This window comes from Nonomuraea helvata, assembly GCF_039535785.1.
GTDB classification, from domain to species: domain Bacteria; phylum Actinomycetota; class Actinomycetes; order Streptosporangiales; family Streptosporangiaceae; genus Nonomuraea; species Nonomuraea helvata.
In genome coordinates this window covers 2,433,134-2,446,452 of sequence record NZ_BAAAXV010000001.1, presented here as the reverse complement: position 1 = coordinate 2,446,452, position 13,319 = coordinate 2,433,134, and the positions used below count along the sequence as shown (strand labels likewise).

The window sequence follows — 13,319 nt, the reverse complement described above, 5'->3', positions numbered from 1 at the left end:
CTGGGGGTCAGACGCCAGGCAGGCGGCCGTTGCGGAACAGGTCGACGAACCTTTGATGGTCTTCCCGGGCCTGTGCCCCATAGCGGTGGGCAAAATCCACCAGCATGCCGATAAATCCGGGCTTGTCGTCACCGATCACCGCCACGATCGCCTCCTCCGTCGAGAAGTCGACGAGGTCGTGGCTGGACTCGTCGTCGGCCACCGAGTGCATGCGCGCCACCGCCCGCCCCAGGTCCTGCACGATCGAGCGGAGCTCCTCCGGCTCGTTGACGTCGTCCCAGTCGAGGTCGGCGGAGTACGGCGAGACCTCGGCCACGAGCTGGCCCACCCCGTTCAGGGTCGTGTAGCCGAGCCACGGATCGGCGTACGCCTGCAGGGCCCGCTGCGACTCCGCCGTGCGATGCCCCTGGTGCAGGAAGTAGGAGGCCACCTTCTCGTCGGTGACGTACCGCGCCACCGCGGGCACCGCGGCCTGCTTCATGTAGAGGATGACGTCGTTCTCCAGCGCCTGTGAGCGCCCTTCGAGCAGCAGGTTGTACGAGGGCAGCCCCGCGGAGCCGATGCCCACGCCCTTGCGCAGCGCCATGTCCTTGATGACGTGCTCGACGCCGTCGGTCTGCCCCGGCAGCGTGGTCAGGTAGTCGCGGAACGCGGCCAGCACCGCCTTCCTGGTCGCCGCGTCCACGCTCTCCCGGCCCTCCATGAGCGCGAACCGCCGGTCGTAGTCGTCGATCGCGGTCTCGACGTCCAGCAGCGCCACCCGCGTGCTGAGCCGCGCCGTCTGCAGGACCCGGTGCAGCACGCCGGTCGTGGTGTCCAGCGTGAGCGAGCCGATCGCGTCGTCCCCGCCGGCCGCGATGGCGGCCAGCTCGACCAGGTACGCGCCGGCGAAGTCGGTCACGAGCACGCTGATCGCGTCGTCGGACAGCGCCTTGGCGTACCCGATGAGCGCCACGCTGGCGGCGAAGCGCTTGAGGTCCCAGACGTACGGTCCCACGTACGCCTCGTCGAAGTCGTTGACGTTGAAGACCAGGACGCCGGAGGCGTTCATGTACGTGCCGAAGTTCTCCGCGTGGAGGTCGCCGTGGATCCAGACCCGGCTGGTCGGCTCGTCGAGGTAGGACCCGTCCGCGTACGTGCCGGTCACGTCCGCGTAGAACAGGCAGGCGCTGCCCCGGTAGAAGGCGAAAGGAGAAGCCGCCATTTTCCGAAATTTCCGCCTGAAAGCGGCGGGGTCTCGCTGGATTGACTCGCCGAACTCGGCCATGAGGACATCGAGCAGGAAGGAAGAGCGTTCGCCCATACCCCGGACCCTAGATCCCGATCCCCTTGCCGCCTACCCTGGTCTTTCCCTGACAGGGCCTGGTCAGGGGTGCTGCGAGGAGACCGAGACCACCTCTCCCGTCATGTACGAGGAGTAGTCGCTGGCCAGGAAGACGATGACGTTGGCCACCTCCCACGGCTCGGCCGACCGCCCGAACGCCTCCTTGGCCGCCAGCTCCGCCAGCAGCTCCTCGCTGGTCACCTTCGCCAGGAACGGGTGCACCGCCAGCGAGGGCGCCACCGCGTTGACCCGTACGCCGTGCTCGGCGGCCTCCAGCGCGACGCACCTGGTCAGCGCCATCACCCCGGCCTTGGCCGCCGCGTAGTGCGACTGGCCCCGCTGGGCCCGCCAGCCGATCACGGAGGCGTTGTTCACGATGACGCCGGAGCCCTGGGCGATCATCTGCCTGAGTGCCGCCCTGGTGCAGCGCATGGTGCCGTTCAGGGTGACGTCGATGACCGCGTGCCACTGGTCGTCGGACATCTCGGCCAGCGGGGCCGTACCGCCCAGACCGGCGTTGTTGACGACCACGTCGAGCCTGCCGTGCGCCTCCACCACCGCGTCGAACAGCGCCAGCACCTGCGGCTCCGACGTCACGTCGCACGGCACGGCGAGCGGCTTGACGCCGGTGAGCTCGGTCAGCGCGTCGGCGGCCTCGGACAGGCGGCGCTCGTGCCGGTCCGACAGGACGATCGTCGCGCCCTCCTCGGCGCAGCGCCGCGCGGTCGCGTAGCCGATGCCCGCTCCGGCGGCGGCCGTCACCAGCGTCACCTTGCCGTCAAGCAGTCCGTGCGCCTTCGGATAGGGAGGAGGCATCGTGCTCCAATCAGCGGGGGAGTCCCAGGGTGCGCTCGGCGATGATGTTCCGCTGGATCTCGCTGGATCCGGCATAGATCGTGTCCGCCCGGCTGAAGAGGTAGAGCCGCTGCAGCTCGTTGAGCTCGCCCTCTTCGCTCCGGGCCACCAGCCCGGCTCTGCCCTGCACGGCCTGCGCCAGCTCGCCCAGCCTCCGGTGCCACTCCGACCAGTAGAGCTTGGCGATCGACACCTCGGGACCCGGGTCGGGGCGCAGCATCCTGAGCGCGTTGAGCCGCATGACCTCCAGCTCCAGCCACGACCGGACGAGCCGGTCGCGCAGCACGGGATCGTCGATGGCGCCGGTGCTCCGGGCCGTCTCGATCACCTTGGCCAGCTCACGCCTGAACCCGATCTGCTGCCCGAGCGTCGAGACGCCCCGCTCGTGGCCGAGCGTGGCCATCGCGACCCGCCAGCCGTCGCCCGGCGCCCCCAGGATGTTCCCCGCGGCCGTGCGCGCGCCGTCGAAGAACACCTCGTTGAACTCGGACGTCCCGGTCAGCTGCACGATCGGCCGTACGACGACGCCGGGCTGCTCCATGGGGACGAGCAGGTACGACAGGCCTCGATGCCGCTGCGAGCCCGGCTCCGTGCGGCAGAGCACGAAACACCAGTCGGCCACGTGCGCCAGCGAGGTCCACACCTTCTGGCCGGTGATGACCCATTCGCCGCCTTCGAGGTGTGCCTTCGTCTGGACGTTGGCGAGGTCGGAGCCGGCCTCGGGCTCCGAGTAGCCCTGGCACCACAGCTCCTCGCCCCGCTGGATGGGCGGCAGGAAGCGGTCCTTCTGCTCGTCGGTGCCGAACTCGAGGATGGTCGGGCCTATCAGCCCCTCGCCGATGTGACCCACCCTCGCGGGGGCGTCGGCCCTGGCGTACTCCTCGTAGAAGGCCACCTGGTCCTCCAGGGAGGCGGCGCGGCCGCCGTACCGCTCGGGCCAGCCCAGGCAGGTCCAGCCGGCCTTGCCGAGGTGGCGCTCCCACGCCTGGCGCAGGTCGTGGCCCTCGTGCTCGCGCCCCGGCCCGCCGAGCCCCCTGACGTGGGCGAACTCGCCGCTCAGCGCCTCCTCCAGCCAGGCCCTGGCCTCCTCGCGGAGCCCCGGCGCGGCTCCCGACGGGTCAGGCAGGCTCAACGAAACCGCCGTACCCGCCGCGGAAGAACACCAGAGGGCCGCCTTCGGCGTGCGTGTCGAGCTGGAGTACCCTGGCCACCACGATCACGTGGTCACCGGCCGGGTGCTCGGCCTCGACCACGCAGTCCATCCAGGCCAGCGCGCCTTCGAGCACCGGGTTGCCGCCGGGGGAGCCGGTCCACTCCAGGCCCGCGAACTTGTCGCCGCCCTTGGTCGCCATCTGGGCGCACACGTCCTGCTGGTGCTCGGCCAGCACGTTGACGGTGACGACCTTCGCGCCGCGCACCCTGGGCCAGCTCGTGCTCGTGTACGCCACGCAGAACGCCACGAGAGGCGGCGTGAGCGAGACGGAAGTGAAGGAGTTGGCCGCCAGCCCGCACGGCTGCCCGCTCGCCGGGTCGACCGCCGTGATCGCCACCACGCCGGTCGCGAACCTGCCGAGCACCTGCCGGAAGAGGCGGCTGTCGAGATGGCCGTTCGCGCTCTGATAGGAAGGGCCGGTCGGCATGGCGGCTCCATTGCGATTTCTGCGCTGATGGGGCGTCGGAAGGCCGCGACAGCCGTCCGGCGCCACGAGCCGGGCAGCGTGTGTGCTCATGGTCCGCCTCCTAGTCCACCGGCTGCGCCCTATCTTACCAAGCGCTTGCTTGGACGGTAGGTGAACCGGCGAAACCATGTCAAGTTCGCATGTCGCGTGGGGTGGGGCGCGTTGACATGGGAGAAATGTCCGGCTTAGTGTGACGAATGTGTCCAAGCGCTTGCTTGACTTCCGGGACCGCACCGCCATAGCCGGGGTGGGTTACACCCCGTTCACCAAGGACTCGGGCGTCAGCACGCTCACCCTCGCCTGTCGAGCCGTGCTGGCCGCGGTCGAGGACGCGGGGCTCTCGGTGGACGACGTGGACGGGCTGGCCACGCACCGCGTGGGGGACTCGGCGGCGCCCACGCTGGTCGGGCCGGCGCTGGGTCTGACGGACCTCGCCTGGCACCTGGACCAGTTCGGCGGCGGGAGCGTGTCGCACGCGGTCGTCGGTCAGGCGGCGCTGGCGGTGGCGGCGGGGATGGCCGAGACGGTCGTCTGCTACCGGGCCATCAACGCCCGCTCGGAGTTCCGCATGGGTGGCACGGGCCGGGGCGTTCCGGTGAGCCCTGAGGTGCAGTATCAGGCTCCGTACGGGTATGTGGCGCCGCCGCAGCAGTACGCCATGTACGCCCGAGCCCACATGTCGAAATACGGCACGAAAGCCGAGCACTTCGGGCAACTGGCAGTCACCCAGCGCGCCAACGCCGCCAAGAACCCGCGGGCGTTGATGCGTACCCCGATCACGCTGGACGACTATCTGGCGAGCAGGTGGATCGCGGAGCCGTTCCGGCTGCTGGACTGCTGCCTGGAGACGGACGGCGCCTGCGCCGTGGTCGTCACCACGGCCGAGCGCGCCCGCTCGCTCCGTCGCCCTCCGGTGCTGGTCTCGGCCGCCGCCTGGGGCGGTGGCACGTCTCATCTCTCCGGTGACCCGTCCGCCGACCCCACGGTGACGGCGGCCGCCGCCCTGGCTCCGCGCCTCTACGCGCAGGCCGGGCTCGGGCCGGGCGACATCGACGTGGCCGAGCTGTACGACTGCTTCACGTACTCGGTGATCGTCCAGCTCGAGGACTACGGGTTCTGCGGCAAGGGCGAGGGCGGCCCGTACGTGGCCTCCGGCGCGACCGCGCCGGACGGTCCGCTCCCGGTCAACACCCACGGGGGCTTCCTATCGGAGGGTTACGTCCACGGCATGAACCACATCGCCGAGGCGGTCTCCCAGCTCAGGGGCGACGCCGGGGACCGCCAGGTGGTGGGCGCCGAGGTCGCGCTCTCCACCGCCCAGCCCGGCTACATCCTCCCGGCCACCTCCGCCCTGATCCTGAGGAGGCCGTGATGGCGGCGTACCGGCCGGCGTTCGACCGGGACTCGAGGCCGTGGTGGGAGCGTGTCGGCAGGCGGGAGTTCGCCGTGCAGGAGTGCGACGGCTGCGGGGCGGCGCGCTTCCCGGCGCGGGCGTTCTGCCCCGCGTGCCGGACGGAGGCGTGGCACTGGCGGGAGGTGGAGCCCGAGGGAGTCGTGGAGAGCTGGATCGTCAATCATCAGCCGTTCATGCCGGGGTTGGCGGAGCCGTACGTGGTGGTGATGGTCAGGCTGGCGGCGGTGCCGGGGTGCTTCGTGTACGGGAACTGGCGCGGCGATCGGCCCCCGGAGCCCGGCGAGCGGGTCCGGGTCGCCTACCGCAGGATCGACGAGGAGCTGACGCTGGTGGACTGGGAGCCTGCGGAGGATGACGGGAATCTGGATACTCATCCGGCCCGGCGTACATCCTCCCGCTAGTTGACCTTGGTCCGGAAATTGGATTGGTACCGGAAAATCCCACCAGTCCCACCATCACGAAGCGGCCCCCTGGTTGGGCTCCGAGGGTTGATGATGAGGCAGTAGGCGTCAACGCGGACGGCTCGGACTTGGCGGCAAGCGATGACTGGTTCGGACTTGGTGACAGGCATGGCCCGGAGGTCGCGGGTCACGATCATGCCTGTCCGCCGGTCACTCGGCCGGTCGTGCCGTGCGCGTCTGGACGGGGCCCGGCCACGGTCGGAAGGTGGGGCCGGCCGTGCCCGCCGTACACGAGGGGGTCGTGGACGGCGCTGGGCACCGTCCGTCATGGCGGGAAGGCGGGTGGCGGGGGCGCGCGGGCCGCCTGGTCGTCAGAGGAGGCGGCGCGGTCCCCTGGATCGGGAGGAGCGGCGCGCCATCGGGTTCCCATTCAGAGGAAAGCGCGCCCTGGCGGGCGTGGGGGACCCGCCAGGACGCGCTTCCTGCCCCGTGAGCGGCGGCGCCAGGACTCCGGCGAGGGATGGAGTCCTAGGCCGTTGAATCGCGCACGGAGTCGATGGGGGAGTGTGAAAGCTCCTGCTGCCGGTAACGTGCGGCGATGCGTCGAGCTGCACCAACCGGGTCATCGATGGGGTGCGTGACGGGGGCGCCACCCTCCTCTTTCCAGACAAAGGATCCGTCGTCGCACCACGCGGTCAGCTCAGTCAACACCGATTGCTCGGATGCGCCGTCGCTCTGGTAGGTGTGGGTGAATCCCGCGCGAGGCAATCCGTAACGCAGTAAACGGATTGCTTCACCAGGGTCATGCCAGGGCAGGTACGGCGTACCCGTGCGGACCGGCAACACTGGCCTTCACCCCCTCACCGGCCTTTAGATGGATTTGTACCAACGAATGGATGATGGGCCGCTGGAGGGGGTTCGGTCAAGGGGTTGTGGCCTGCTAGAACCAGATCGTCTAAATTGTTGGAACAAAAGGGGTGAAAGTGGCAAGGTCGGTGCTGTATCAGCAGGTGGCTGCGGAATTGCGTCGAGCCATCTACTCGGGTGTCCTCGGCCCGGGGGCACAGCTACCGACCGAGGCGCAGCTCATGGAAGACCATGGGGTGAGCAGGAACACCGTAAGGCTGGCCCTGGGAGAGCTCGTCAATGAGGGGCTCGTCACGCGCACGCCGCGGCGCGGGACAGTGGTCAGGGATCGCAGACCGCTGCTGATCTATCCGCAGCGGGAGCTGGAGCCGCCACCTTCAGGCGAACTGCGGGAAGCCTTCGCCTACGCCGTTGCGCAAGAAGGCCGCGCGCCGAGTCAGTACATCGAGGTGCTGACGGTGTCTCCCGTCGAGGAGATCGCCAGCAGGCTGGAGCTGGCGGACGGGGAATTGGCGGTGGTGAGACGCCGTCTGCGTTTCGTGGACGGACAGCCGTACAACACCAACGATTCCTACTTCCCGCGTGATCTCGTTGCCGACTCCGAGATCGCCAGGCCCGGGGACATCGCGCGAGGGGCGAACCGGGTATTGGAGGAACTGGGCCACGCACAGGTGCGCGTCGTGGACGACATCTGGGCCCGCATGCCCAACCAGGAGGAGGCCGAGCGCCTCCAACTAGAGCTCGGCACGCCGGTCATGGTCTACGTCCGCGTCGGATTCGACGCGGCGGACATGCCCGTACGTGTCGCGGTGTCGGTGCTGCCCGCCGACAAGCATTTGATCAGGTACGAGCTCGACGGCCGCTAACGGGCTCGGGATGAAGGGGTGATTCAGCCGGCCGGGCGCAGCGAGAAATAGCCGCCTCGCTGGCCATGGGGAGTCGTGCATACTCCCCTAAATCGCCATTTATCCATATATATCGGGTTGAGGCCCCATTTCGGGCCTGCGCGACATTGCGTCATCACGCTCTGTGTTTGCGCGCGCACCCAACGCAACGGGAGTTGTATTATGCACACAAACACCCTGCTTCACCCGCTCGCTCTCCGGCGAGCCGAGCCCGAGGACCTTCCTGGCGTACTCACCCTGCTCGCGGACACCGCCGAGTGGCTCTACACGCAAGGAGTGCGGCAGTGGCCGCGCGGGGGCTTCGGCCCCGAGCGGATCGAACCGCTCATCGAGGAGCGGGTGCTGTTCCTGCTCGACGATGAGCTCAGATACCTCGACCCCGACGAATCGGCCCCGCCTGTCGCCACCATAGCCCTCGACGGCCACGCGGATCCGGAGTTCTGGACGCTGGACGACGACCCCGGGGCGGCCCTTTACGTCCACAAGCTCGCCGTGGCCCGCCCCTGGTCCGGCAGCGGCCTCGGCGACGCCCTCCTGGACTGGGCCGGCGCCTCGGCCCACGCGGCCGGGCTGCCCTGGCTGCGGCTGGACTGCGCCAAGGGGAACCGGCGGCTCCAGGAGTACTACCGCCGCCGCGGTTTCCGTCACGTCCGCACGGTGGACCTTCCCCACCGCGCCTCGGGGGCCCTTTTTGAACGGGCCTCGGAAGACCTGCTCACCACGGCCTTCCGCGATCTCACGATGGCCGAACTGATCACCGCCTGACACCTTCCACGCCCGGCCGGGGCCCGGCTCCGGCCGGGCTCCCGCCGCACGCGGCCACCCACCCCACCCACCGACATCGAGCCAGGGGCCGCATGCGGCGGGACAATTTGCCGTGATCTGCGGCGGAATGGTGCAGAGCACCATATAGCCTCTCCTCCATGACCGGATCGCTGCTAGAGGTCATCGCGCTGAACGTGCGCGACGCCGTGGCCGCTGAACAGGGTGGAGCCGACCGGCTGGAGGTCGTCGCCGACATGGCGGCCGACGGGTTGACCCCGTCACCGGAGACGGTCGCCGCGATCGCCGCCGAGTGCCCGCTTCCTCAGATGGTCATGCTCCGCTGCGACGCCCACTTCACCGCCGACTCCGACGTGCTCGAGCGGCTGAGCCGGGACGCCAAGGCGTTGGCGCAGGCAGGGGCGGCGGGGTTCGTGTTCGGGTTCCTCGACGGCTCGGGGAAGGTCGATCTCGCGGCCACGGAGGCGCTCATCCACGCCGTCTCGCCGCTGCCCTGGACGTTCCACCGGGCCGTCGACCACGCGGCGGATGTCCAGGCCTCCTGGCGGGCCGTGCGGCTGCTGCCCAACCTCGCCACCGTGCTCACCTCGGGTTCGCCCGACGGCGTGGGGGAGGGGCTCCCGGTGCTGAAGGCGCGCGCCGAGGCGGGTGACGGCTCGATCATCCTGGCCGGCGGCGGGCTGAAGCCGACGCACGTACCGGCGCTGCTCGACTACGGCATCCGCGCCTTCCACGTGGGCTCCGCCGTGCGGGCGAGCTGGTCCGACCCCGTCGAGTGGCGGCTCGTACGCCAGTGGCGGGCCATGGTCGAGCGCGACTGAGACCCGGCCCCCGTCACGGCAGGGCCGCGTCCGCGCGCCTGAGAGCGGCCACCAGCGTCCGGACGGTGGCGGGCTCGTCCATGACGCCGCCCCCCGACTCCCGCTGCTCCTCCCAAGCTCTCACGCGCTCCTGGTACGCGTCGTACCGGGCGAGGTGGAAGGCGTAGACGGTGGCGAACCGGCTCACCAGGTGCGAGGGGTGCATGTCCCACCCCTGATAGAAGCCGTGCCGCAGGGAGTGCCTGACCAGCTCGGCATGGCGCCGCCACAGCGCGTGCACGTCGGGCGCGAGGTCGGAGGCGGGCGAGGCGGCCAGCGACCCGTCCGACAGCTCCACCCCCGTGCCAGCGAACGCGGTCTGCATCACGTGCCGGGCATGGTCGCACGCGGGATGGTCGAGCCGCTGCTCGTGCGGCGGCAGCCCGATCGCGGCCGTGTAGTCGAACACGCCGAAATGCGCCGCGGCCAGCCGCCCGCCCAGCGACTCCGCCAGGTCCCCGCGCAGGAAGTGCAGCGTCTGCGGCGCCTCCACCTGCATCTCGAACCGCAACCGTACGTCCAGCTCCGCCTCGAGCTGCTCCAGCACGTCCGCGAAGTGGCCGAGGTACGGCTCCATCAGGACCTTGGGAAAGGTGACCGTGAACCCGGGCGGCAGCTCGCCGGCCCGCTCGACGATTCCCGTGACGAGCAGGTCGAGCGTGCGCACCGACCGCGCGGGATCAGCGTCGGCGAACGACTTGACCCGCGGCCCCCACCGCCGCGGCAGCGCCCCCGCCGCGTGCATCGTGGCCACCGCCTCGACGGCCTGCGCCACGTGCTCGTCCTCCACCAGGTCGGGACGTACGCCGTACCCGTCCTCGAAGTCGATCCGGAGGTCCTCGACCGGCTCGGACGAGAGCTTCTGCACCAGCTTGGCGTGCACGGAGGCGCCCAGCCCGGAGGGCACCCCGAAGACCTCCGCCAGCGAGCCCGGATCGGCCAGATGTGCCTTGACCAGGGAGAGCGCCTGATCGCCCCACTCGGAGACGGTACGGGCCGAGACGCGGTCGGCCGGGACGTAGACGGTGTGGACCGGCTGCCAGCCCGCGTCGGCGGACGGATAGCGGGCCCGCTGGACCCGGTAGGTCTCCTCGAACCCCTCAGGGACGGCACGCACGGAGCATTGCCTCCAGGCCGACGAGCTTGACGCGTTCGCCCCGGCCCAGGGACCTGGCCAGTTCGGTCTCGGCGGCCTCGATCGCCAGCCACTCCCCGTACGTCACCGGACGCACCCCGCGAGCGGCCAGCAGCTCGTCGATGGAGCCCCGGCTCACCGGCACGCGGCCCGCGAGGTCGGCCAGGAGCGTGCGGACCGTCTCCGCCGCGTCGGACTTGTTGGTGCCGATCACCCCGGTGGGACCGCGCTTGAGCCAGCCCGCCACGTATTCGCGGTCGCGCACCCGTCCGGCGTCGTTCGGCACGGTCATGGTCTTCTCGGAGAACGGCACGCCGGGCAGCGGCACGCTCTGGTAGCCGACCGAGCGCAGCACCATGCCGACCGGCAGCGTCTCGAACTCGCCCGTTCCCACGACGCGCCCGTCCTCCGACAGTCGGGTGCGTTCGAGCTTGAGCCCCTCCACCCGTTCGGTGCCGAGGATCTCCACGGGCCGCAGCCAGAAGCGCACGTCGAGGCGGCGCGGGCGGCCCACCGGCTCGCGGGCGGCCCATGACTGCAGGACCTTGATGTTGCCCTGGATCTGGCGCGGGAAGTCGACGCCCAGGACGACGGCCTCGTCGGGGCGGACGCAGACGTCGGCGTTGGCCAGCTCGCCCAGCTCGCGCAGCTCCTTGAGGGTGAACTTGGCGTGCTCGGGGCCGCGGCGGCCGATCATGTGGATGGCCTTGACCTGGCTCTCCTCGAGGCGCTCCAGCACGTCGTGCGGCACGTCCGTGGAACGCAGCTCCTCGTGGGTCTTGGCGAGGACGCGTACGACGTCCACGGCCACGTTGCCGACGCCGATCACCGCCACCTCGGGGCTGTCCAGCGTGAACCGATCGGGATCGACGTCGGGGTGCCCGCAGTACCAGTTGACGAAGTCCGTCGCCGCCACGCTGCCCGGCAGGTCCTCGCCGGGGATGCCGAGCTTCCTGTCGACCATCGCGCCCGTGCAGTAGACCACCGCGTCGTACGTGCTCAGCAGGTCCTCGACGGACACGTGCTCGCCCAGCGTGACGCCGCCGAGGAAGCGGATCTGAGGGAGCTCGAGCACCCTCCGCAGGTAGTTGGCGATCGACTTGATCGACGTGTGGTCGGGCGCGACGCCGTATCTGACCAGCCCGTACGGGGTGGGCAGGCGTTCGAGGACGTCGACCTCGACGGGCTCCGCCGACTGCTTCACCAGAGCCTCGGCCGTGTAGATCCCGGCGGGGCCCGACCCGATGACCGCCACGTGCAACGCCACGCTGCCTCCTAAGACTCGGTTACACGTGTCCCACCCGATGTAACCGGTCGGTGTGATCGATGTATCCCCGGTCGCCGGTCCGGATGAACCCGTCCCCGGCGCGTACCGCATGATCGCTGCTGCCAACGTAGCCGGTCATCGCCGCCACGGAGCGGAGGAACACCCACCTTGTTCCTCGCCCGGCAGCACGCGTCCCGGATGTGTCGACCAGCAGGCGCGGCATGACGGCTCCCGGGGCATATGGCGCTAATTCGACACTACTCCGCCCAAGCCGCCTCGGAGAGACCTCAGTTCTCCCGCAGAAGGGCCTCTGCCGACGTGCGCAGGGCCAGCTTGTCGATCTTCCCGTTCACGTTCGTCGGAAGGGAGTCCACGACGACCAGCCGCTTGGGCACCTTGTAGTTCGACATGTTCGCCCGAGCCCAGATGAGCAGCGCCTCGGGATCGACGGAGACCCCCGGGCGCGGCACGACGTACGCCAGGCCCGACTCGCCGGTGCTCGCGTCCGGCACGCCCACGACGGCCGCCTGCGCCAGCGACCCCTCCCTGAGCAGCAGCGACTCCACCTCGGCCGGCGAGACGTTGAACCCGTTGACGATGTAGAGCTCCTTCTTGCGGTCCACGATGGCGAGGTTCCCGAACGGGTCCAGCACCCCGATGTCCCCCGTGTGCAGCCATCCGTCCCGGTCGACGGCCTCGGCGGTCCTGGCGGGCTCGTCCCAGTAGCCCCGCATCACGCCGTAGCCCCGCTGCAGGATCTCCCCCCGTTCCCCGGCGGCGACCTCCTTGCCGTCGTCGTCCACGATCCTGACCTCGATCCCCGGCACGGGCCGCCCCGTGGTATTGGCGATCACGCCGATCGGGTCCCCGGCCCTGGTCATGGAGACGACCGTGCCCTCCATCAGCCCGTACGCGTTGATCATCCGCTCCAGCCCCACCCGCTCCACCAGCCGCGTGATGAGGCTGGACGGCACGGCGGCGGCTCCGCAGATGGCCACGCGCAGCGACGACACGTCCCAGGAGCCGCGGTCCAGCTCGTCCAGGATCCGGTGGAAGAGGGTCGGCGGCCCGGCCAGGACGGTGATCCGCTCGGACGAGATCAGGGACATCAGCGCGTCAGGCGTGAAGATGGGGATCGGCACCATCGTGGCCCGGCGCAGGACGCAGGCGATGAGCCCGGCGTTCAGCCCGAAGCCGTGGCTGAACGGGGCGATGATCGGATAGCGGTCGCGCTCGTCCAGGGTGACGATCTCGGACCAGTCCCAGTAGCCGCGCAGGACCTGGGCGTGGTCGAGCATGACGCCCTTGGGCACGCCGGTGGTTCCCGACGTGGACATGATCTCGCACAGGTCGTCCGGGCGGACGGCGAGCGCCCGTTCCTCGGCCTCCCCGGCGGAGACCCGCGCGCCCCGCGCGCGTAACTCGGATGCGTGGTGCAGGCCGGGGATCGGCGGCAGGAGGTCGGCGAGCGGGGTCGCCGACGGCCCCGCGCCGGTGATCAGCACCTTCGCGCCGGTCTTCTCGATCATCTGGGCGGCCTCGATGCCCTTGTAGCGGGACGAGAGCGGCACGATCACCGCGCCCGCGTCCCAGATGCCGAACGCGTGCCGCACCCAGTGCGCCGAGTTCAGGCCCCACAACGCCACCCGGTCCCCGGGAGCGACGCCGAGGGCGATGAGGCCACGGGCGATCTCGGCGGTCGCGGCCCTCAGCTCGGACAGTGTCATCCGCGTGCCGCCGTCGGCGAGCACGGTGGCGTCGGGATGGGCGGCTGCCTGGTCGCGCAGCATGCGGGGGAGCGTTCCCCAGTCCGGCATCGGTGCCATCGG

The 13,319-nt window shown here is 70.2% G+C and carries 14 protein-coding genes; 5 read left to right on the top strand and 9 right to left on the bottom strand.

Annotation, left to right across the window (positions count from 1 at the left end; translation table 11 throughout):
* Nucleotides 1-7: 7 nt before the first annotated feature.
* The 4 genes from ABD830_RS11260 to ABD830_RS11245 form a co-directional block, all read right to left on the bottom strand.
* Nucleotides 8-1,303: a DUF2252 domain-containing protein gene (locus ABD830_RS11260; protein WP_378520693.1), complete on the bottom strand. Its 1,296-nt coding sequence runs from the start codon at nt 1,301-1,303 to the stop codon at nt 8-10.
* 63 nt (nt 1,304-1,366) lie between these two features.
* The gene (locus ABD830_RS11255; RefSeq protein ID WP_344986576.1) at nt 1,367-2,140 is read right to left on the bottom strand and encodes an SDR family oxidoreductase; all 774 of its coding nucleotides are present in this window, start codon (nt 2,138-2,140) and stop codon (nt 1,367-1,369) included.
* Nucleotides 2,141-2,150: 10 nt separating this feature from the next.
* Nucleotides 2,151-3,305, bottom strand: a complete 1,155-nt coding sequence (locus ABD830_RS11250) for an acyl-CoA dehydrogenase family protein (RefSeq protein ID WP_344987662.1) — start codon at nt 3,303-3,305, stop codon at nt 2,151-2,153.
* Complete coding sequence (locus tag ABD830_RS11245; RefSeq protein WP_344986574.1) at nt 3,298-3,819, bottom strand: flavin reductase family protein; 522 nt, start codon at nt 3,817-3,819, stop codon at nt 3,298-3,300. Before ABD830_RS11245 ends, ABD830_RS11250 begins: the two co-directional genes overlap by 8 nt.
* A gap of 238 nt (nt 3,820-4,057) precedes the next feature.
* Here ABD830_RS11245 and ABD830_RS11240 point away from each other — a divergent pair, with 238 nt between their 5' ends.
* Nucleotides 4,058-5,230 (top strand): thiolase C-terminal domain-containing protein, encoded by a 1,173-nt coding sequence (locus ABD830_RS11240; RefSeq protein ID WP_344986573.1) that lies wholly within the window; start codon nt 4,058-4,060, stop codon nt 5,228-5,230.
* A complete protein-coding gene (locus ABD830_RS11235; RefSeq protein WP_344986572.1) occupies nt 5,230-5,673 on the top strand; it encodes a Zn-ribbon domain-containing OB-fold protein in 444 nt (147 codons plus the stop codon). Before ABD830_RS11240 ends, ABD830_RS11235 begins: the two co-directional genes overlap by 1 nt.
* A 528-nt stretch (nt 5,674-6,201) precedes the next feature.
* Here ABD830_RS11235 and ABD830_RS11230 read toward each other — a convergent pair.
* A complete protein-coding gene (locus tag ABD830_RS11230; RefSeq protein WP_344986571.1) occupies nt 6,202-6,519 on the bottom strand; it encodes a hypothetical protein in 318 nt (105 codons plus the stop codon).
* A 137-nt stretch (nt 6,520-6,656) separates the two neighbouring features.
* Between ABD830_RS11230 and ABD830_RS11225 the strand changes: the two genes are divergently transcribed.
* The 3 genes from ABD830_RS11225 (at nt 6,657) to ABD830_RS11215 (ending at nt 9,049) form a co-directional block, all read left to right on the top strand.
* Nucleotides 6,657-7,406, top strand: coding sequence for a GntR family transcriptional regulator (locus ABD830_RS11225; protein WP_344986570.1), 750 nt, complete (start codon nt 6,657-6,659; stop codon nt 7,404-7,406).
* A gap of 201 nt (nt 7,407-7,607) precedes the next feature.
* Nucleotides 7,608-8,210, top strand: coding sequence for a GNAT family N-acetyltransferase (locus tag ABD830_RS11220; protein ID WP_344986569.1), 603 nt, complete (start codon nt 7,608-7,610; stop codon nt 8,208-8,210).
* A 158-nt stretch (nt 8,211-8,368) separates the two neighbouring features.
* Nucleotides 8,369-9,049 carry a copper homeostasis protein CutC gene (locus ABD830_RS11215; protein WP_344986568.1) on the top strand — a complete coding sequence of 227 codons (681 nt, stop codon included), beginning with the start codon at nt 8,369-8,371 and terminating at the stop codon, nt 9,047-9,049.
* 13 nt (nt 9,050-9,062) lie between these two features.
* Here the strand turns inward: ABD830_RS11215 and ABD830_RS11210 are convergent, their stop codons facing one another.
* The 4 genes from ABD830_RS11210 to ABD830_RS11195 all read right to left on the bottom strand — a co-directional run bounded on the left by ABD830_RS11210 (nt 9,063) and on the right by ABD830_RS11195 (nt 13,316).
* Complete coding sequence (locus ABD830_RS11210) at nt 9,063-10,205, bottom strand: DUF6986 family protein (RefSeq protein WP_344986566.1); 1,143 nt, start codon at nt 10,203-10,205, stop codon at nt 9,063-9,065.
* Nucleotides 10,189-11,490, bottom strand: coding sequence for an FAD-dependent oxidoreductase (locus ABD830_RS11205; protein WP_344986565.1), 1,302 nt, complete (start codon nt 11,488-11,490; stop codon nt 10,189-10,191). Before ABD830_RS11205 ends, ABD830_RS11210 begins: the two co-directional genes overlap by 17 nt.
* A 19-nt stretch (nt 11,491-11,509) precedes the next feature.
* Complete coding sequence (locus ABD830_RS11200; protein ID WP_344986564.1) at nt 11,510-11,653, bottom strand: hypothetical protein; 144 nt, start codon at nt 11,651-11,653, stop codon at nt 11,510-11,512.
* Between the two features lie 124 nt (nt 11,654-11,777).
* The gene (locus tag ABD830_RS11195) at nt 11,778-13,316 is read right to left on the bottom strand and encodes an AMP-binding protein (protein WP_344986563.1); all 1,539 of its coding nucleotides are present in this window, start codon (nt 13,314-13,316) and stop codon (nt 11,778-11,780) included.
* Nucleotides 13,317-13,319: the final 3 nt, after the last annotated feature.

Excerpts from the sequence above, each read along its gene's own strand:
- ABD830_RS11260 (WP_378520693.1), bottom strand. The coding sequence starts at position 1,303 with ATGGGCGAACGCTCTTCCTTCCTGCTCGATGTCCTCATGGCCGAGTTC.
- ABD830_RS11255 (WP_344986576.1), bottom strand. The coding sequence starts at position 2,140 with ATGCCTCCTCCCTATCCGAAGGCGCACGGACTGCTTGACGGCAAGGTG.
- ABD830_RS11245 (WP_344986574.1), bottom strand. The coding sequence starts at position 3,819 with ATGCCGACCGGCCCTTCCTATCAGAGCGCGAACGGCCATCTCGACAGC.
- ABD830_RS11235 (WP_344986572.1), top strand. The coding sequence starts at position 5,230 with ATGGCGGCGTACCGGCCGGCGTTCGACCGGGACTCGAGGCCGTGGTGG.
- ABD830_RS11220 (WP_344986569.1), top strand. The coding sequence starts at position 7,608 with ATGCACACAAACACCCTGCTTCACCCGCTCGCTCTCCGGCGAGCCGAG.
- ABD830_RS11215 (WP_344986568.1), top strand. The coding sequence starts at position 8,369 with ATGACCGGATCGCTGCTAGAGGTCATCGCGCTGAACGTGCGCGACGCC.
- ABD830_RS11195 (WP_344986563.1), bottom strand. The coding sequence starts at position 13,316 with ATGGCACCGATGCCGGACTGGGGAACGCTCCCCCGCATGCTGCGCGAC.